Origin of the sequence: Gandjariella thermophila (genome assembly GCF_005405885.1) — a bacterium.
Lineage (GTDB): Bacteria > Actinomycetota > Actinomycetes > Mycobacteriales > Pseudonocardiaceae > Gandjariella > Gandjariella thermophila.
Map to the genome: position 1 here is coordinate 41,018 of NZ_BJFL01000011.1, position 18,899 is coordinate 59,916.

Annotated in this window: 16 protein-coding genes; 9 read left to right on the forward strand and 7 right to left on the reverse strand. The window is 71.8% G+C overall.

Annotated features, from left to right (window positions below; translation table 11 throughout):
- Positions 1–222 precede the first annotated feature (222 nt).
- From FFT21_RS13030 to FFT21_RS13045, 4 genes are all read left to right on the forward strand, one after another.
- A complete protein-coding gene (locus tag FFT21_RS13030) occupies positions 223–2,772 on the forward strand; it encodes a sensor histidine kinase (RefSeq protein WP_192909513.1) in 2,550 nt (849 codons plus the stop codon).
- Positions 2,738–3,178 carry a roadblock/LC7 domain-containing protein gene (locus FFT21_RS13035; protein WP_225978361.1) on the forward strand — a complete coding sequence of 147 codons (441 nt, stop codon included), beginning with the start codon at positions 2,738–2,740 and terminating at the stop codon, positions 3,176–3,178. The genes FFT21_RS13030 and FFT21_RS13035 overlap by 35 nt, the downstream gene beginning before the upstream one ends.
- Positions 3,179–3,186: 8 nt before the next feature.
- Complete coding sequence (locus FFT21_RS13040) at positions 3,187–3,558, forward strand: DUF742 domain-containing protein (RefSeq protein ID WP_137814110.1); 372 nt, start codon at positions 3,187–3,189, stop codon at positions 3,556–3,558.
- Between the two features lie 88 nt (positions 3,559–3,646).
- Positions 3,647–4,219 (forward strand): GTP-binding protein, encoded by a 573-nt coding sequence (locus tag FFT21_RS13045; RefSeq protein WP_225978362.1) that lies wholly within the window; start codon positions 3,647–3,649, stop codon positions 4,217–4,219.
- A 5-nt stretch (positions 4,220–4,224) separates the two neighbouring features.
- On the opposite strand, the gene FFT21_RS13050 is transcribed toward FFT21_RS13045, so the two are convergent.
- From FFT21_RS13050 to FFT21_RS13075, 6 genes are all read right to left on the reverse strand, one after another.
- Entirely contained in the window at positions 4,225–5,457 is a 1,233-nt protein-coding gene (locus FFT21_RS13050; protein WP_137814112.1) for a cytochrome P450, read from the reverse strand.
- On the reverse strand, positions 5,454–6,113 hold the full coding sequence (locus FFT21_RS13055) for a TetR/AcrR family transcriptional regulator (RefSeq protein WP_137814113.1): 660 nt from the start codon (positions 6,111–6,113) through the stop codon (positions 5,454–5,456). Before FFT21_RS13055 ends, FFT21_RS13050 begins: the two co-directional genes overlap by 4 nt.
- Positions 6,114–6,186: 73 nt before the next feature.
- A complete protein-coding gene (locus tag FFT21_RS13060) occupies positions 6,187–6,744 on the reverse strand; it encodes an SRPBCC family protein (protein WP_307722929.1) in 558 nt (185 codons plus the stop codon).
- Between the two features lie 245 nt (positions 6,745–6,989).
- Positions 6,990–8,693, reverse strand: coding sequence for a glycerol-3-phosphate dehydrogenase (gene glpD / locus FFT21_RS13065; protein WP_137814114.1), 1,704 nt, complete (start codon positions 8,691–8,693; stop codon positions 6,990–6,992).
- 153 nt (positions 8,694–8,846) lie between these two features.
- Complete coding sequence (gene glpK, locus FFT21_RS13070) at positions 8,847–10,367, reverse strand: glycerol kinase GlpK (RefSeq protein WP_137814115.1); 1,521 nt, start codon at positions 10,365–10,367, stop codon at positions 8,847–8,849.
- Between the two features lie 61 nt (positions 10,368–10,428).
- Positions 10,429–11,280: an MIP/aquaporin family protein gene (locus tag FFT21_RS13075; RefSeq protein WP_137814116.1), complete on the reverse strand. Its 852-nt coding sequence runs from the start codon at positions 11,278–11,280 to the stop codon at positions 10,429–10,431.
- 295 nt (positions 11,281–11,575) lie between these two features.
- On the opposite strand from FFT21_RS13075, the gene FFT21_RS13080 reads away from it, so the two are divergent.
- From FFT21_RS13080 to FFT21_RS13090, 3 genes are all read left to right on the forward strand, one after another.
- Entirely contained in the window at positions 11,576–12,343 is a 768-nt protein-coding gene (locus FFT21_RS13080) for an IclR family transcriptional regulator (RefSeq protein WP_137814117.1), read from the forward strand.
- A gap of 34 nt (positions 12,344–12,377) precedes the next feature.
- On the forward strand, positions 12,378–13,913 hold the full coding sequence (gene glpK, locus FFT21_RS13085) for a glycerol kinase GlpK (RefSeq protein WP_137814118.1): 1,536 nt from the start codon (positions 12,378–12,380) through the stop codon (positions 13,911–13,913).
- A gap of 73 nt (positions 13,914–13,986) precedes the next feature.
- Positions 13,987–14,577, forward strand: coding sequence for a DinB family protein (locus FFT21_RS13090; RefSeq protein ID WP_137814119.1), 591 nt, complete (start codon positions 13,987–13,989; stop codon positions 14,575–14,577).
- Between the two features lie 56 nt (positions 14,578–14,633).
- Here FFT21_RS13090 and FFT21_RS13095 read toward each other — a convergent pair whose 3' ends face one another.
- Positions 14,634–16,409 carry a S53 family peptidase gene (locus FFT21_RS13095; RefSeq protein WP_192909514.1) on the reverse strand — a complete coding sequence of 592 codons (1,776 nt, stop codon included), beginning with the start codon at positions 16,407–16,409 and terminating at the stop codon, positions 14,634–14,636.
- Positions 16,410–16,605: 196 nt separating this feature from the next.
- On the opposite strand from FFT21_RS13095, the gene FFT21_RS13100 reads away from it, so the two are divergent.
- Together FFT21_RS13100 and FFT21_RS13105 are read left to right on the forward strand one after the other, a co-directional pair.
- A complete protein-coding gene (locus FFT21_RS13100; protein ID WP_137814121.1) occupies positions 16,606–17,001 on the forward strand; it encodes a histidine kinase in 396 nt (131 codons plus the stop codon).
- Positions 17,002–17,277: 276 nt separating this feature from the next.
- The gene (locus FFT21_RS13105) at positions 17,278–18,885 is read left to right on the forward strand and encodes a CBM35 domain-containing protein (protein ID WP_137814122.1); all 1,608 of its coding nucleotides are present in this window, start codon (positions 17,278–17,280) and stop codon (positions 18,883–18,885) included.
- Positions 18,886–18,899 lie beyond the last annotated feature (14 nt).

Sequence of the window (18,899 nt, forward strand, 5' to 3'; positions counted from 1 at the left end):
TGCGCGCGGCGGTGCCACGACGACACGGCCGGAGGCAGACAGCTCTCCACCCGATTCGCCGTCCTTCGCCGCGCGCAGGGGGAATCCGCCGGTGAACCGCATACCCGGCGGCGCGTCGTCTCTCGACTTCCCGAAGTGGTGCGGCCGGAAAGTGGAAGGTGTCGTGCGGCGGTGATGCGCTCATCCAGGCGGTTCCGGTGGCCGGCGACCATCAGGGCTCGCGTGCTGGCCATCGTGTCGGTGCCGAGCGTGGCGATGCTCGTCGCCGGCGCCTGCCTCTTCGGCTACCTGATCAGCGATGGCCTGCACGTCCGCGGCTTCGCCGAGGACGTGCGTAGGGCGCTCGGCCCGACCACGGCGTTCATCGCGAGCGCCGAGGAGGAGCGCCGGCTCACCCTGCAGAGCCTCAGCCAGCCCGCGCAGACCCGCGCCGATCTCGAGGAGCAGCGCCGGCGGGTGGACGCGGCCCTCACCGACCTCTCCGCGGCGAACGCGCGCCTGGCCAGGGACGCGTCCGCCGACATGCGCGCCTCGCTGCGCGCGTTCAACCGGGCCAGCCACCGGCTGAACGACGTGCGGCACCGGGTCGACAACGGCCAGATCGACGTGCCGGAGGCCTACGCGTTCTACAACGACCTGCTCGCCCGGTGCGGCGCCACCATCCAGGACATCGCGCGGTCGGCGGCCAGCGCCCAAGTCGGCTTCGAGCAGTTGATCGCCTACAACCTGTTCACGGCCGCCGAGGCGATGTCGCGGGCGCACGCGATCGCCGTGCGCGCGGTGTCCAGCGGCCTGGACCCTGACCAGATGCACGAACTCGCCCACGAGCTGGGCGCCTACCACGGTCAGCTCGAGGCGTTGGTGCCCGAGATGACGCAGCAGGAGCAGGGCACCTACGCCGCGCTGAAGACCACCCCGGCGTGGCAGCAGCTCGCCGTGGACGACGAGTTCGTGATGAACCACGACGACGACTTCCAGGCGGACCACGGTCGGACGCGCGGCATGGCGGTGCCGTTCAACACCACCGACTGGGAGAACGCCGCGCACCAGCTCTCGCAGGGGCTGATGGGCCTCTACGTCAGCCATTCCACCTATGCGGCGGATCTGGGCACGGCCAGCGGTCGCCGGGCGCTGGTCACCTCGGTGCTGCTCGGCGCGGGCATCGTCCTGCTGGTGGCCGGTGTGCTGGTGGTCGCCGTGCGGCTGTCCCGCCGGCTCATCCACCGGTTGACCCGGCTGCGCGAGGAGACCCTCGACATGGCCGACCGCCGGCTTCCGGACCTGGTTCGGCGGCTGGGTGAGGGCGAGTCCGTCGACCTGGAAACCGAGGTGCCGTGGCTGGACCACGGCGAGGACGAGATCGGCCAGGTGGCGAAGGCGTTCAACGCCGCGCAGCGCAGCGCGATCGCCGCGACGGCGCGGGAGGCCGAGACCCGCGAGGGGGTGCGGGCGGTGTTCCTCAACATCGCGCACCGCACCCAGGTGATCGTGCACCGGCAGCTCAAGGTGCTCGACCAGGCCCAGCGCTCCCTGGAGGACCCGGACCAGCTGCAACTGCTGTTCCAGTTGGACCACCTCGCCACGCGCGGCCGGCGCAACGCGGAGAACCTGATCATTCTCGGCGGTGGGCAGGCTGGCCGCCAGTGGCGCAACCCGGTGTCCGTGCGCGAGGTGGTGCGCGGCGCGATCGCCGAGACCGAGCACTACATGCGGATCAACACGGTCCGCCTGCCGGACGTGGCGGTCAGCGGCGTGGCGGTGGCCGACCTGGTGCACCTGCTCGCCGAACTGCTGGACAACGCCACCTCGTTCTCACCGCCGCATTCGCTGATCGAGGTGCGGGGCAACGCGGTGGGCCGCGGCGTGGTGATCGAGATCGAGGACCAGGGCCTGGGCATCGACCCGGACCACCTCGAGCGGTTCAACGCGATGTTGCAGGACCCGCCCGACTTCAGCGTGATGGCCCTGTCCGAGGAGCCCCGCATCGGTCTGTTCGTGGTGGCCAGGCTGGCGTCCCGGCACGGCATCAAGGTCACCCTGCGCGAGTCCGCCTCCGACGGGATCCGGGCCACGGTGCTCCTTCCCACGGGCATCCTGGCGGGCGCGGCCACTCCGGCGATTCCGCCGGCGGCGAGACCGGACGCCCGCGCCGCCGTCGCGATCTCGCCGGCGCCCGCGGACGAGCGCCCGGCCGTCCGGCGGCGGGTTCCGCCGCCCGCCCTGGAGCCGGCGCTGCTGCCCACGCTGGTGCGGGAGGCGCCGCTCGGCGCGGGCGAGTACCCGGTCGACGGTTACTCGCCCGCCGCGGTGGGCGCGATACCCGCGAGCAGGCCGGCCGGCGCGTCCGAGAGCGGGACGGCCAGCGGATCCGCGGGCGAATCCGCCGACGTGTCCGCCGCCGACGCGTCGCGGGAGCGCCCGGCCGAGTCCCCGGACCGGGCGGCCGAACCGGACGGGGCCGAGGTGGCCGGCACACCGGACGAGGTGGGCGGCGCGACCGGGGTGCGGGGCCGGGTTCTGGACCATCTCGCGCCGCTACCCCGGCGGGTGCGGCAGCGGAACCTCGCGCCGCAGTTACTGGCGAACGGCTCCGCCGCCGGCGGCGCGCAGACCGGCGAGAGCAGCGGCCGCACCGCCGAGCATTCGCGCAGCAGGATGGCGGCCTTTCAACAGGGCACCCGGCGGGCCCGGGCTGGTGAGCCGGAGCCCACCCCCGCTCGGGCCGAGGCGAGAGTAGATGAGGGCGATGACGGTGAAAGCCAACGTCGGTGAACTGGACTGGTTGCTCGACGACCTGGTCGGGCGAGTGCTGGGGGCGGAGCACGCGGTACTGCTCTCCGCCGACGGCCTGCTCATGGGACGCTCCGCCGATCTGTCCACAGGGGACGCCGAGCACCTCGCGGCGGTCGCGGCGTCGTTCCAGAGCCTGGCCAGGGGAACCGGGCGCCAGTTCGGCGGCGGTGACGTGCATCAGACGGTGGTGGAGATGGAACGCGCCTTCCTGGTGGTGACGGCCGCCGGGATGGGGGCGTGCCTGGCCCTGCTGGCCAGCGCCGATGCGGATCTCGGCGTGATCGCGTACCAGATGAACCTGATGGTGACCCAGGTGGGCAGGTACCTCGCCTCGTCGCCGCGGAACGACCTCGCGGAGCGGGCCGCGCAGGCGCCGACCTCATGAGAACGACGATGTCCGTTCCGGGAGAAACCTGGTTCGACGAGGCGGCCGGGCCGCTGGTGCGGCCGTACGCCGTCACCCGTGGCCGCACCCGGGCGGCCGTACCGCACCTGGAGCTGATCACCCTCGTGGTGGCGGTCCAGCCCGAGGTGCACGGTGCCGCCGTGGAGCCCGAGTGCGCGCACATCCTGCGGGTGTGTGCGCTGCCCCGATCGGTCGCCGAGGTCGCCGCCCGGGTGGATCTGCCGCTGTGCGTGGTGAAGGTGCTGATCAGTGACCTGATCGAGCGCAAGTACATGATCTTCCGTGCCGGTCCGCCGCCGGCCACTCCGCCCGACCTGACCATGCTGCAGAAGGTGCTCGATGGCATCCGGAAACTCTGACGGCCAGTTCCCGAACCGGACCGGCGACGCCGAGTATGGGAACGCGCCGGGGCGTTCGGGAACGGGCGCGGCGGTCCGCGCGCGGCCCGTGCTCGAGGCCCTCCCGGTGAAGGTGCTGATCGCCGGCGGTTTCGGCGCCGGCAAGACCACCCTGGTCGGCTCGGTGAGCGAGATCGTGCCGCTGCGCACCGAGGAGCTGCTCACCGAGGTGGGCGCGGCGGTGGACGACGTGACCGGAGTCGAGCGCAAGACCACCACGACGGTGGCGCTGGACTTCGGGCGGATCACCATCGCCGCGGATCTCATCCTGTACCTGTTCGGCACGCCCGGGCAGGAGCGCTTCTGGTTCATGTGGGACGAGTTGGCCCAGGGTGCGCTCGGCGCGCTCGTGCTCGCGGACACGCGGCGGTTGGGCAGTTGTTTCCCCTCGGTGGACTTCTTCGAGCGGCGGCGCATCCCCTTCGTGATCGGGGTGAACTGCTTCGACGGGGTGCAGCCCTACCCGGTGGAGGCGGTGCGGCAGGCGCTGGACGTGGACGGCGAGGTCCCGGTGCTGCTGTGCGACGCGCGGGACCGCGAGTCCGTCAAGTTCCTGCTGATCGCCCTCGTCGAGCACATCATGGCCACCCTCCGGGTGGCCGACACCGCGCCGACCGGCTGACGGCGTCAGGGCGCTCCGAACGCGACGGGCAGCCGCGCCATGCCACGCAGCACGATGTTGTCCTTCCAACTCGGCTCGCCGGCAAGGCGCAGGGCGGGCGCGCGCCGGGCCAGGGCACGCAGTGCGATCTGTCCCTCCAGCCGGGCCAGCGGCGCGCCGAGGCAGAAGTGGATGCCCTGGCCGAAGGCGAGGTGCCGGGACGGCTCGCGGCCGATGTCCAGCCGGTCCGGGTCGGGGTGCGCGTCCGGGTCGCGGTTGGCCGAGCCGATCAGCGCGAGGACGAACGAACCCCGCGGCACCGGCGTTCCGTTGATGTCCGCGTCCTGCAGCGCGACCCGCGCGGTGAGCTGCACCGGCGAGTCGAAGCGCAGCAGTTCCTCCACCGCGCGGCCGGCCAGCTCGGGTTCGGCTCGCAACCGGGTGAACTGCTCGGGATGGCGGAGCAGCGCCAGCACGCCGTTGCCGATCAGGTTGACCGTCGTCTCGTGCCCGGCGATCAGCAGCAGCACGCAGGTGGCCAGCAGCTCGCTCTCGGTCAGCACGTCGCCCTGCTCGCAGACGCCAACCAGCGCGCTCAGCAGGTCGTCACCGGGGTCCCGGCGGCGCTCGGCGATCAGCGCGCGGAAGTAGCCGACGAACTCGGCACGGGCCTCCACCTGCCGCGCGCGGACCTGCGGCGGGATCAGGAAGTCCGGGTCGAGTCCCCGGGCCATGGCATGCGACCAGGCGGTGAACCGCTCCCGGTCACGCAGCGGGACGCCGAGCAGCTCGCTGATCACGATGACGGGCAGCGGGGCGGCCAGCGCGGAGATCAGGTCCCCGGTTCCGGCGGCGAGTGCGGCGTCCAGCAGTTCGCCGGTGATCCGCTCGATGCGCGGGGCGAGCCGCGCCACCATCCGCGGGGTGAACGCCTTCGCCACCAGCCTGCGCAGCCGGGTGTGGTCGGGCGGGTCCAGGCGCAGGAAGGACCGCACCGGCACACCGTTCTCGTCCACCAGGGCGTCGTCCCGGACCTGGTACTCCGGGGACGGCACCGGCAGCTGCTCGGGTCCGCCGTGCCCGAACCGGTTGTCGCGCAGCATGGCCGCGCAGTCCGCGTGCCGGGTCAGCACGAGCAGTCCCTCGGCCGGGCGGAGGATCGGCACGGTCTCCCGCCAGCGCCGGTATCCCGGGTACGGGTCGGCCCGCAGCTCCGGCGCGAACAGGTCGGTGAGGGTGGGCTGCTGGACGTCGGTCATCGCGACTCCTCCCCGTCCGGTTCCGGCGAGCCGGCCTCGGCGGCCAGGCCGGCGAACAGCCACCGCAGGGCCTGGCCGTAGAGGCCGTCCGGCACGCTGCCCGGGTCGACGCGCCGCTGCCGCACCAGGCCCTGGAACAGCGCCAGGGCCACCACGGCGACGTGCTCGCCGGGCACGCCGATGCGGTGGCCCCGGCGCCGCATCTCCCGGTCCACCAGGTCCTTGAGCGCGCCCTGCACGTCGTGCTGCTGCTCGGCCAGGGTGTCCATCAGCCGCGGGTTGCGCACCGCGTAGAGCCAGAACTCGGCCTGCAGCAGCGCGAAGTCCACGTCCTTGTCGGCGACCTCGACCAGCTGGGCGCTGAGCGCGCCGAGCGGATCCGCCACGGCCGGGTCCTCGAGGATCTGGGCGGCCTCCCGCAGCCGCCCGCTGGCCCGCGCCGACAGCAGCTCCAGGAACAGCTGTTCCTTGCCGCCGAAGTTGGAGTACAGCGCGCCGATGGAGAACCCGGCGGCCTCGGCGATCTCCTCCACCGAGGCGCCGGCGAACCCCTTCCGGGCGAACGTGCGGGCGGCGGCGTCCAGCAGCAGCTCCCGGGTCCGCGCCTTGGACTCCGCCCGGCTGAGCCGCCGCCTCGCGGGTTCGTCGCGCGCCATGAGTCCACGCTACTCGGATAGGATTTGCTATCTCAATAGCGAGTCCTTCACCGTTGACGTGCGGCGCGGCGACCTAGGCGGGCAGCGTCTCGCCCGTCTCCAGCAGGGTCTTGAGCCCGGACAGCACCTGCGGCCAGCCCTCGCTGACCATCTCCAGCGCGGTGCTGCCCGGCTCGAACCCGTCGTGGATGACGGTCAGCTTGACCTGCTGCCCGAGGTCCTCGATCTCGAAGGTGACCTTCGACCGCGGTTCCGCCGCCAGCGTCTCCCGCCGTTCCTCGCTCCACCCGAACTTCTCGCCGAGTTCGGGAACGAACGTGTGCCAGGTGTAGGACAGCCGGCGGTAGGGCTCGGACTCGAGCACCACCTGCTCCGGGTCGGCGATCCGGATGCCGTGGTTGTCCCAGGTCATCGTCGAGCCGGCGGTCCAGTCCGTGTGGAACTCCGTGTTCCAGTAGCGCCGGGTGAAGGCCGGGTCGGTGAGCGCCTGCCAGAGCCGTTCGTGGTGTTGATGTAGGTCGTGTAGACGAACGAGGGCTTGCGGCCAGGGCCAGCAGGAGCAGCACGACGCACCCGATGACCCACCCCCCGGGCACACGCTCTCCCGCGCGCGCGGCGAGAAACCGTCCATGGTGGACACCGAAGTGTCCACCATGGACGGTGGAGGTGGTGGTCACCACCGGCTCACCGTGCCGGCCATGCCGCCGTCACCGGTCTCCGGCGCGCCCTTGGGCTTCACCGGCACCTGCGGCTGGCATGTCTCCCTGGTGTCCGGTTCTGCCGTGCACCAGGGAGACGCCGTGCCGCCGGCGCGGTTGTTCGTCAGCGAATCACGAAACGGCCACGTTCCTCGACATCATCCAACCGGAGCGGCGGCTAGGCGAGGCTCACCTCCGCGACCTCGCCGGCGGCCAGCCGGGCGGCGTTGGCCTCCACGTCGGTGGCGGCCTCCTGGGCGGCCCGCTCGGCGCGCACGCGGTCGGCGTACAGCCGCACCTCGCGCTGGGTGGTGGCGTCGTCCCAGCCGAGCAGCGGCGCGATCAGCGACGCCACCTCGGCGGCGGCGAACAGTCCGCGGTCCGACTCCTCGATGGAGACGCGCAGCCGCCGGGTGAGCACGTCCTCCAGGTGCAGCGCGCCCTCGTGGGACACCGCGTAGTAGGCCTCGGCCCGGAGGTACTCCTCGGCGCCCGGGATCGGCGTGCCCAGCTCCGGCCGCTCGGCGATCAGTTCGAGCAGGTCGCGGACGCCGGAGCCGTACCGGCGCAGCAGGTGCTCCACGGTGGCGACGGGCAGCCCGGCGCGCTCGGCCACGACATGCCGGTCGATCCACAGCTCGTGGTAGCCGACCGCGCCGAGGATGGGCAGGTGTTCGGTGCGGGACGGCGGCACCGCGCGGCCCAGCCCGCGCGCCGCGGCGTCCACCGCGTCCCTGGCCATCACCCGGTACGTCGTGTACTTGCCACCGGCCACGGTGACCAGGCCGGGCGCGGGCGTGGCCACCGCGTGCTCCCGGGACAGCTGGGCGGTGTCCGCGGACTGCCCGGCCAGCAGCGGGCGCAGCCCGGCGTACACGCCCTCGATGTCGTCGCGGGTGATCGGGGTGCGCAGCACGGCGTTGACGTGGTCGAGGATGTAGTCGACGTCCGCGCGGCTGGCGGCCGGGTGCGCCTTGTCCAGGTCCCAGTCGGTGTCGGTGGTGCCGATGATCCAGTGCTTGCCCCACGGGATGACGAACAGCACACTCTTCTCGGTGCGCAGGATCAGCCCGGTGTCGAGGCGGACGCGGTCCCGGGGCACCACGATGTGCACGCCCTTGGAGGCACGCACGGAGAACGGCTTGGCCGCCGCCGCGGCCTGGTGCAGCTCGTCGGTCCACACCCCGGTCGCGCTGATCACCCGGCGGGCGCGGACCACGACCTCCCCGCCGGTCTCCACGTCCAGCACGTGCGCGCCGGTGACCCGGTCGCCGTCCCGGACCAGTCCGGTGACCCGGGCCCGGGTCAGCACGGTGGCACCGAGTTGCGCGGCGGTGCGGGCGATCATCATGGTGTGCCGGGCGTCGTCCACCTGCGCGTCGTAGTACTGGATGGCGCCGACCAGCGCGTCCTCCCGCAGCGACGGGGCGACCTGCAGTGCCCTGCGGCGGGACAGGTGCCGGTGCCGGGGCAGCGCGCGGGCCCCGCCCATGGTGTCGTAGAGCAGCACGCCGGCGCCGATGTAGCCGCGCTCCCACACCCGGTGCCGCAATGGCAGCAGGAACGGCACCGGCCGGACCAGGTGCGGCGCGAGGCGGTGCAGCAGCAGCGCGCGCTCCTTGAGCGCCTCGCGCACCAGTGCGAAGTCACGCTGCTCCAGGTAGCGCAGCCCGCCGTGGATGAGCTTGCTGGACCGGCTGGACGTGCCGGCCGCCCAGTCCCGCGCCTCCACCAGGGCGACGGACAGGCCGCGGGAGGCGGCGTCCAGCGCGGCGCCCGCTCCAACCACACCGCCGCCGATGACCAGCACGTCGAGTTCGCTCTCGCCGATCGCCTGCCACGCGGCGGCGCGGTAGTCCGGGCCCAGTCGTGCGGTTGTCACGTGTGCTCCTTCTTGTCCACGAGTCCGCGCCCCCACGACCGGCCCGGCAGGGCACGGCTCTCGGACGACGGGGTTTTCAGGCGCGCGGAAGTGGCTGCGGGTGGGCCCAGGTCGGGGTACGACCCACCCGCAGCCGGGTTTACGGGAAACGGATCAGGATTCGACGTCGACCCAGTCGAGGGTGCGGGAGACCGCCTTCTTCCAGCCGGCGTAACCCTTCTCCCGCTGCTCCTCGGTCCAGCTCGGCTGCCAGCGCTGGTCCTCGTTCCAGTTCTGCACCAGTTCGTCGGTGGACTCCCAGAATCCGACGGCGAGCCCGGCGGCGTAGGCGGCGCCGAGCGCCGTGGTCTCCGCGACCACCGGCTTGGACACCGGCACACCGAGGATGTCCGCCTGGAGCTGCATGCAGAGCTGGTTGGCGGTGACGCCGCCGTCCACCCGGAGCACGTCCAGGGTGACGCCGGAGTCGGCCTGCATGGCCTCCACCACGTCCCTGGTCTGGTAGCAGATCGACTCCAGGGTGGCCCTGGCCAGGTGGGCGTTGGTGTTGTAGCGGGACAGGCCGACGATGGCGCCGCGCGCGTCGGACCGCCAGTACGGCGCGAACAGGCCGGAGAACGCCGGAACGAAGTAGACCCCGCCGTTGTCCTCCACCTGCCGGGCCAGCGCCTCGCTCTGCGCCGCGCCGGAGATGATGCCGAGCTGGTCGCGCAGCCACTGCACGGCCGACCCGGTCACCGCGATGGAACCCTCCAGCGCGTACACCGGCTTGTCCGCACCGAGCTGGTAGCAGACGGTGGTGAGCAGGCCGTGCTGCGAGCGGACCGGTTCGTGGCCGGTGTTGAGCAGCAGGAAGTTACCGGTGCCGTAGGTGTTCTTGGCCTGGCCGACCTCGAAGCACACCTGGCCGACGGTGGCCGCCTGCTGGTCGCCGAGCGCACCGGAGAGCGGCACCTCGCCGCCCAGCGGCCCCTCCGCCCGGGTCACGCCGTAGAAGTCCGGAGTGGACGATGGCCGGATGGCGGGCAGCATGGCGCGCGGCACACCGAAGAACGACAGCAGCTCGTCGTCCCAGTCCAGCGTCTCCAGGTTCATCAGCATGGTGCGGCTGGCGTTGGTGACGTCGGTGACGTGCACCCCGCCGTCCGGGCCGCCGGTGAGGTTCCACAGCAACCAGCTGTCGGTGGTGCCGAACAGCGCGTCGCCGGCCTCGGCGGCCTCCCGCACGCCGTCCACGTTCTCCAGGATCCACTGCAGCTTGCCGCCGGAGAAGTAGGTGGCCGGCGGCAGCCCGGCCTTGCGCCGGATGACGTCCCCCCGGCCGTCCTTGTCCAGCGCCGCGGCGATCCGGTCGGTTCGGGTGTCCTGCCAGACGATGGCGTTGCCGTACGGCCGGCCGGTCCTGCGGTTCCACACCACGGTGGTCTCGCGCTGGTTGGTGATGCCCACCGCGGCCAGGTCGGACGCCTGCAGGTTGGCCGTGGTGAGCGCGGTCTGGATGACCGCACGGGTGCGCTCCCAGATCTCGGTCGGGTTGTGCTCGACCCATCCGGCGCGCGGCAGGATCTGCTCGTGCTCCAACTGGTGCCGGGCGACCTCGTTGCCCCCGTGATCGAAGATCATGAATCGGGTGCTCGTCGTGCCCTGATCGACTGCTCCGACGAAGTCAGCCATCTTGACGTGGTCTCCTTTGCTCGGGCCGGGCTGGTGCTCGGCCGCGGAATCGGGCGCGGAATCAGGCCGGCACGGACTCGGTCGCGGCGGACACGGTCTTGCCCGGCTCCGCCGTGGGCGGCTCGATGCCCGCCAGCTCCTCCGGCGGCAGGAAGCGGCCAATGAGCAGCTGGTACAGGCCGGCGCCGAGCAGGCCGCCGATCAGCGGTCCGACGATGGGCACCCAGAAGTAGAGATTTCCGTACTGGTCGTGGAACGCCGTGTGATACCCGGTGACGAACGAGGCCAGCCGCGGGCCGAAGTCGCGGGCCGGGTTGATCGCGTAGCCGGCGTCGGTGCCCCACGCCATGCCGATCGCCACCACCAGCAGGCCGATCACCACCGGCGCCAGGTTGGCCGCCGGTGAGGTGTTGCGCAGGTCGGTGATGGCCAGGATGAGGAACAGCAGGATCGCGGTGCCGATGACCTGGTCGCGCAGCGCGCCCAGGTCCGTGATGGGCAGTTCACCGTTGCCCGGCAGGGTGGAGAACACGCCCTGCGTCTTGATGGTGTGTCCCGGGTCGGCCTTGGCGAGCACCTCGCTGTAGTTCCACCGGACGATCAGCGCGGCCAGGAACGCGCCCGCGGTCTGCGCCAGCGAGTACGGCAGCACCTTGCGCCAGGAGAACCCCTTGAACGCCGCCAGTGCGACGGTGACGGCCGGGTTGAGGTGTGCCCCGCTCACCCGGGCGGCCACGTACACGCCGAGCGTGACGCCCAGGCCCCAGGCCCACGCGATGCTGTCGTGGGTGCCGATGCCGGCGGCGGCGACCTGCGCCACCACACCGACACCGAAAAGAATCAAGATCATGGTGCCCGCGAACTCGGCGGCCAACTCGCCGACCAGTCCGCGGGCCCTCAGGCGCTCCACCATGGTTTCTCCTCGGCTTGCAGCGTCGTCGCCGGACCGTGGGCCCCGTTGCCCACGCCCAACGCCTCGGAAAGGGACTCGATCAGTGACCCCCCTCACGGATGGCAGAGACCGTAAAGCGGGCGAAACAACGGGTCAACGAACGTGGGTCGACAATGTCGAACACCGACCATGCATGTAGGACGGCGATAGGCGAGGAAGATCACATATCACCGTTCCGAGACCGCCCGGTCGCGGCCCGTGGCCAGCCATTGTTCGGCATTGTCGAATAGCGGTTGGCCGGCTACGGTTCCCTCTCGTGCCAGGACCGGTCCAGTCAATCGAACGTGCGGCGGCGATACTTCGCTTACTCGCCCGGGGTTCCGGGCGGCTCGGCGTCGGCGAGATCGCCAGTGCGCTGGATCTGGCCAAGGGCACCGCGCACGGCATCCTGCGGACGTTGCAACGTGTCGGCTTCGTCGAGCAGGATCGGGCCACCGGCAAGTACCAGCTCGGCGCCGCCCTGCTGCACCTCGGCACCAGCTACCTGGACGTCAACGAGCTTCGCTCGCGTGCCATCAACTGGGCCGACGCGCTGGCCGCGCGCAGCGGGGAGGCGGTGCACATCGGCACCCCGCTGGAGGGCAAGGTGCTCGTGGTGCACCACGTCTTCCGCCCGGACGACACGCTGCAGACCCTGGACGTGGGCGCGCTGCTCCCGCCGCACGCCAGCGCGCTGGGCAAGGTGCTGCTCGCGTTCGACAACGGGCTGGCCCTGACCGTACAACGCGCCGAGCTACCCGCGTTCACGCATCGCACCATCACGGACCCGAAGGTGCTCGCCCGCACGCTGGCCGGGGTGCGGGAGGCCGGCTGGGCGCACGAGACCGAGGAGGCCGTGCCCGGGGACGCGAGCATCGCGGCGCCGATCCGCGGGTTCGGCGGCTTGGTCGTCGGCGCGATCGGGATTTCCGGTGCGATGGAACGGATCTGTGACGGCAGGGGGCAACCCGATCCGACCCTGGTGACCTATGTCCGGGACGCCGCCCGCGCGGTCTCCCGCGACCTCGGAGCGGCCCGATGGTAAACGGCAGCCACCCCGACGTAGAGGCAGGAATGCGATGGCGCAACGGTATGTGATGGCGGTCGACCAGGGCACCACCTCGACCCGCTGCATCCTGTTCGACCAGCGCGGTCGCCTGGTGTCCGTGGCGCAGCGCGAGCACCAGCAGTTCTTCCCCAAACCGGGCTGGGTCGAGCACGACGCCATGGAGATCTGGCGGAACCTGGAACGCATCGTGCCGCAGGCGTTGCGCCAGGCCGGCATCGACGTCGGCCAGGTCGTCGCGCTCGGCATCGCCAACCAGCGGGAGACCAGCGTGCTGTGGGACCGGCACACCGGCATCCCGATCGGGCGTGCGGTGGTGTGGCAGGACACCCGCACCGACACGCTGGTCGACGCGCTCGCCGGGGCGGTGGGCGCCGATCAGGTCCGCGAGCGCAGCGGGCTGCCGCTGGCCACGTACTTCTCCGCGCCCAGGATCCGCTGGCTGCTGGACAGCCTGCCGGGCACGCGGGACCGCGCCGAGCGCGGCGACATCCTGTTCGGCACCATGGAGAGCTGGCTGATCTGGAACCTCACCGGCGGCACGGACGGCGGGGTGCACGTCACCGATGTCACCAACGCCAGCCGCACGCTGCTGATGAACCTCGGCTCGCTGGGCTGGGACGACGAGCTGCTGTCCTTCTTCGGCATCCCGCGCCGGATGCTGCCGGAGATCCGGTCCTCCACGGAGATCTACGGCACCGCGCGGCGGATCGTGCCGAATGTGCCGATCGCGGCCGCGCTCGGCGACCAGCACGCCGCGCTGTTCGGGCAGACCTGCTTCGCGCCGGGCGAGGCCAAGTGCACCTACGGCACCGGCAGCTTCCTGCTGATGAACACCGGCACCACCCCGGCCCGGTCCACCCACGGCCTGCTCACCACGGTCGGCTTCCAGATCGGCGACGCGCCGGCGGTGTACGCGCTGGAGGGCTCGATCGCGATCACCGGTGCGCTGGTGCAGTGGTTGCGGGACGGGCTGGAGATGATCGCCACCGCGCCGGAGATCGAGACGCTGGCCCGCAGCGTGGAGGACAACGGCGGCTGCTACATCGTGCCCGCGTTCTCCGGGCTGTTCGCCCCGCACTGGCACAGCGACGCGCGCGGCATCATCGCCGGCCTCACCTCCTACATCACCAAGGGTCACCTCGCGCGCGCGGTGCTGGAGGCGACCGCGTGGCAGACCCGCGAGGTGGTGGACGCGATGAACGCCGACTCCGGGCTGGAGCTGCGCACGCTGAAGGTGGACGGCGGGATGACCGCGAACAACCTGCTCATGCAGTTCATCGCGGACGTGCTCAACGTGCCGGTGGTGCGGCCGATGTTCGCCGAGACGGTGTCGCTGGGCGCCGCCTACGCCGCCGGGCTGGCCGTGGGCTACTGGCCGGACATGGAACGGCTGCGCCGCAACTGGCACCGCGCGGCGCAGTGGCTGCCGGACATGGACCCGGCCAAGCGGGCCAGGGAGTACGCGCACTGGCGGCGCGCCGTGGAACTCACCTTCGGTTGGACCCGCCCGTTCGACGACGATCCCGAGGACGCCCTGTCCCGGTGAAGCATCTCGCGGCCGAAAACTGTCGGGCCGGGGTCGTAGCGTGCCGGTCGGCACACAAGGAGAGGGGAACACCATGACCGGCACCGAGAACACCGGCCCGGGCCTGGACGTCAGCGGCTACCGGCAGGCGGCGAGCGGCGCCGGCGCGGAGGTCCAGGGCGAGCGGGCCGACCTGCTGGACACCCTGGCCAAACACCGGTTCTTCCTGCGCCACACGGTCCGCGATCTCACCGACGAGCAGGCCAGACGGCGCACCACGGTGAGCGCGCTGTGCCTCGGTGGGCTGATCAAGCACGTCGCCGCCGTGGAGCGCGGCTGGGTGGACTTCATCCTGGACGGCCCGTCGGCGATGGGCCCGTGGGACGAGGAGAGCATGGCGAAGATGGCGGCCGAGCGAGCCGCCGAGTTCGACCTGCTCGACGGCGAAACACTGGCCGGGGTGCTGGCCGAGTACGAGCGGGCGGCGCGGCGCACCGACGAACTCGTCGCGACGCTGCCCGACCTGGACATGTCCCACCCGTTGCCGGAGGCGCCCTGGTTCGAGCCGGGTGCGCGGTGGTCGGCGCGGCGGGTGCTGTTGCACATCGTGGCGGAGACAGCGCAGCACGCCGGCCACGCCGACATCATCCGCGAGTCGTTGGACGGCGCGAAGACCATGGGATGACCCCACCGTGGGCGCCCCGCGGGGAGCCACGCGGCGGCGGCTCCCCGCGGGGGCGGTCAGCAGCCCACGTGGTCGATGTCGCAGATCAGTCCGGTGACCCTCGGGGCTCCCCAGCCGGTGACGTAGTCCCAGCCGGGGAGGGTCGGGTAGAGGCCGTTGCCGGCGGGCAGTCCGGTCGCGGTGTCGGTGGACGACACGTCGAAGAAGTCCCTCGGGTAGGACACCGCGTCCTTGCCGACCCGGTAGAGGGCGTAGTTGGCGAAGCCGTTGCCGCCGGCGTTGCGCGACGCGCCCTGCACCCGGGCCCACATGCCCGCCCACAGCGGCGAGGACAGCGACGTGCCGCCGCCGACGCTGGCCGCGCCGTTGGAGACGATCGCGTACCCGTTGGACACGACGTCGCCGGACTGCGCGGACACGTCGGCGATGCCGCGGCAGACGGTGAGCGGATCGGTCACGCAGTCGACGCTGAGACCCGGAGTGCCCCGCTGGTAGGACGGCGCGGGGTGGAACAACGTCGACCCGCCGCCGGAGTAGGCCCAGCCGTACTCCCGGGAGCGGTGTCCCTTGCCGTCGGTATAGAGCACGGTGCCGCCGACGCCGACGACGTACGGCAGCGACGCGGGCGAGTTGGTCACCGGCACGCCCTGGTTGAGCACACCGTTACCGGCGCCGATGAGCTGCGCGTAGGCGATCGGGCAGGACGAGCCGGTGTCCCCGGTCGACGAGAATAGCGTCTTGCCCTCGATCGCCGCCTGCCGCAGGATCTGCGTCCAGGTGTAGTCGGAGTTGTTGCCCAGCCCCTGGCCGGCCGGCAGGCTCGGGTTGTTCAGCAGCGGCTGGCCGGCGATCGGGCTGACCACCGGGACGGTCTCGCACTCGCCGTAGCTGGCCGACGCCTGCTTCGGACCGGTCCGGTCGTCGGTCCACTGGCTGAACACCTTGGTGACATCCGAGTCGGACAGGTCTTGTCCGAAGTAGAGGGTGAGGTTGTCGGCGCGGGGCGCCATGCCGGTGGACGCCTGGGTGTCGATGTTCCACTCGACGTGGCCGGAGTCGTCGGTGAAGTTCGTGTCGTTCGCCGGATGCTTCACCGTGACCGGGACCTGCGGCAGGCCGAACTTCTTCTCGAACGCGCGCAGGTCGGTGATGACGCCGTCGCTGCGCCCCGCACCGAAGATGGCGATGCTCTGGCCCTTCCCCTGGTACGCCGCCGGCTGCTGGTAGACGCCCCACAGGTCGGCCGGCGTGGTCACGCCGACGCACGTGCCACCCGCGCAACCGTCCTGGTGGGTGCGCGCGGGCGGGGAGAGGTGTTGCACCGTGTTCAACCCGATGACGTTGCTGATGCCCAGGCCGTAGGGCAGCACCGGGGCCGAGGTGTTGGCCAGGAACTCCCCGCCGGAGTAGGAGAAGCGGTGGATCGCCGTGCCGAACAGCGCGGACACCTGCCCCGCCGTGCCGTGCAGCGCGATCTGGTCCCGCGCGGCGGACACCGAGTCCACCCGCAGCCCGGTACCGGTCAGCCACGCGGCCACCGCGTCCGCCCGGGACTGAGGCACGCCGAACCGCGCGACGAAGTCGTCCACGGACAGGAACCGGCCGAACTGCGGGCTGGCCGGGTCGTGCTCGGCGTCCAGCAGCGCCTGCTCCCCGGCGGGGTTCGGCCGGGCCACGCTGACCAGCAGCGTCATCGGCGTGCCGGCGGCGGCCGCACCCAGGTCGGTGGCATTCGCCAGGCCGGGCAACAGGTTCTGGGTGACCGTTAACCGCGCCGGTGCCGCGTGTGCGGCCGGCAGGGTCAGTCCGGCCACCAGGACGGCCGCGGCCATCGCCGCCGTCCGCCCGGTCCGCCGCCACCACTGCATCGGTTACCTCCCGCGTGACCATGTTCGTCGGCACGGGGACTAACGACCGACACCGCGCCCCGGTGCGCCCACCGTGGGTCGGCGCGCGCACCGGACGGCCGCGGCGGTCAGTTGCCGCGGATGCCTGCGGGACTGCTCGCGGCGCCGCTAGGGTGGCGACGTGGTGCGCCTGAGCCTGCCGAGCCGGGCCTGGTGGGACGGTTCGGTGCGCGACTTACGCGCCGCCCAGGCTGTCGCCGAGGAGCGCACCCGGATCGCCCGCGAGTTGCACGACGTCGTCGCGCACCGGGTCAGCCAGATCACCCTGCTGGCCGGCGGGCTGGCGGTGTCACCGAACAGCACGGCGGGCGAGGTCGGCGAGACCATCCGGCAAAGCGGTCGGACCGCGCTGGAGGAGATGCGGGAGTTACTCGGCGTGCTGCGCCGCGGCACCGACGCCGCGCCACCGCATCCGCCGCCGGCACCGGGCGAGTTGCGGACGCTCGTCGAGGGCGCCGCGGCCACCGGCCAGCGGGTGCGCGCCGACCACGCCGGACCGGCGCGTCGCCGATCGTGAAACGCTCGCCCGCCGATGGTCGATACACCAACTAATTGGCTCCGGCCGCCATGGACAACTGTCAAACTTCCGTGGTATTAGGCGCACTTTCGGCATCCTCGACAGCCCTCCATCGCCTGTAGACACTCCACAATGCTGTGACGCAGGCGACAAGAAGGGTGGACTCATTCGTCGGCATCCGGAGACGTCCGGCAATGCCTGTCCCAGCACGTTGCCCGAGTGCGCGGTTGGTCACGCGCACCGGTCACACCACGTCTTTCGACAAGGAGCCTACAGGTGCGACGGTCGACCGTCGCGATCTGCGCCCTGGCCGCGGGCGCGCTGATCGCCACAGCCACGGCCATCATCTCGAACACGGACGACGCTCCGCAGACGTACCACCCCAGCGCCGAGTTAGGCAGGACGCCCTACACCGGCGCCCGGCTGACCGACAACTGGTACGGGGCGGCTCCCTACGTCATGCCGCTGGACCAGAACCCGCCCGATCTGCCCCAGGTCATGGCGGCCACCGGCCAGCGATCCTTCACCCTGGGCTCGGTGCGGGCGCCCACCGGAGGCGGCTGCCGCGCGACCTGGGGCGGGGACAAACCAGTCGCCACCGACACCGTGGTCCGCGACATGGTCAATGCCGTGCGGAACGCCGGGGGTGACGTCGTGCTCTCCTTCGGCGGCTACGGCGGCACCAAGCTGGGCCAGGTCTGCGGCAGCGCCGAGGCCACCGCCGACGCCTACCAGGAGGCGATCAACAGGTACGCGGTGAAGGCGGTCGACTTCGACATCGAGGCGCCCGGACTGGACGGCCCGACCGCGATCGCCAACGAGGTGGGCGCCGCGCAGATCCTGCAGCAACGCAACTCCGGCCTGTATGTCTCGATCACCACCCCGGGCAGCCCGTCCGGCACGGGGTGGTTCGGCCAGCGGGTGCTGAACCAGGCGAAGAGCATCGGGTTCGCGCCGGACAACTACTCGATCACCACGATGAACGGGGGGTTCGCCGGCTCGTCCGGCCTGGTCGGTGCGCTGGACGCGTTCCACGGCATGCTGATGAACACCTTCGGCTGGGACGCCGCCACCGCCTACGCCCGGGAGGGCTTCGCCGGCGTCAACGGCGAGTCCCAGGCCTCGGAGTTCTTCGACCAGGCCGCCTTCCGCACGGTGCTGGACTACGCGATCGGCCACAAGCTCAGCCGCTACACGTTCATGTCGGTCAACCGGGACCGCCCGTGCGACGGGCCGGACGGCGGCGTAGACGGCGGGGCGGCGTGCAGCAACGTGCCGCAGACCGCTTGGGAGTTCACCCAGTTCACCGCGCGGTTCGGCACCGCGACGGAACCGGGGGCGCCCCCGTCCCCGCCCGCCACGCCGAGCGTCGCGCCGACCACCACCACGGTGCCTCCCCCGCCGCCACCACCGCCCGCTCCGGCACCCCCACCACCACCCCCGCCGACCACCACGACCCGGCCGGGCACGCCGAGCCCGGACCCGCAGTCGATCCACCGCGCCGGGCGCGGCTACGAGGCTGAGTCGTCGGGAAACACCCTGGTGGGCAGGGCCGTGGTGGACAGCTGCGGGTACTGCTCGGGCCGCGGGAAGGTCGGCCAGATCGGCAACGGCGACGGCGCCCTGGTGTTCAACGACGTCACCGTGGACCAGGCCGGCACCTACGCGTTGACCATCAGCTACGTCGACGGGGACAGCGGCCGCTCCGCCATGATCAGCATCAACGGCCGGTCCGCGTGGCTGTACTTCCGCGGCAGCGGCGACAACGACTGGAGCACACCGCAGACGCTGACCATCGCGGTCCCGCTCAACGCCGGCCAGAACACCATCGCGTTCGGTAATCCGAGCAGCATGGCGCCCGACATCGACCGGATCGACTACTGACGCCGTTCCGGAAC

What these genes read in the sequence shown, in the direction of transcription:
- FFT21_RS13035 (WP_225978361.1), top strand. Translation starts at nt 2,738, where the DNA reads ATGAGGGCGATGACGGTGAAAGCCAACGTCGGTGAACTGGACTGGTTG.
- FFT21_RS13040 (WP_137814110.1), top strand. Translation starts at nt 3,187, where the DNA reads ATGTCCGTTCCGGGAGAAACCTGGTTCGACGAGGCGGCCGGGCCGCTG.
- FFT21_RS13050 (WP_137814112.1), bottom strand. Translation starts at nt 5,457, where the DNA reads ATGACCGACGTCCAGCAGCCCACCCTCACCGACCTGTTCGCGCCGGAG.
- FFT21_RS13055 (WP_137814113.1), bottom strand. Translation starts at nt 6,113, where the DNA reads ATGGCGCGCGACGAACCCGCGAGGCGGCGGCTCAGCCGGGCGGAGTCC.
- FFT21_RS13060 (WP_307722929.1), bottom strand. Translation starts at nt 6,744, where the DNA reads ATGGACGGTTTCTCGCCGCGCGCGCGGGAGAGCGTGTGCCCGGGGGGT.
- glpK (WP_137814115.1), bottom strand. Translation starts at nt 10,367, where the DNA reads ATGGCTGACTTCGTCGGAGCAGTCGATCAGGGCACGACGAGCACCCGA.
- FFT21_RS13075 (WP_137814116.1), bottom strand. Translation starts at nt 11,280, where the DNA reads ATGGTGGAGCGCCTGAGGGCCCGCGGACTGGTCGGCGAGTTGGCCGCC.
- glpK (WP_137814118.1), top strand. Translation starts at nt 12,378, where the DNA reads ATGGCGCAACGGTATGTGATGGCGGTCGACCAGGGCACCACCTCGACC.
- FFT21_RS13090 (WP_137814119.1), top strand. Translation starts at nt 13,987, where the DNA reads ATGACCGGCACCGAGAACACCGGCCCGGGCCTGGACGTCAGCGGCTAC.
- FFT21_RS13095 (WP_192909514.1), bottom strand. Translation starts at nt 16,409, where the DNA reads ATGGCCGCGGCCGTCCTGGTGGCCGGACTGACCCTGCCGGCCGCACAC.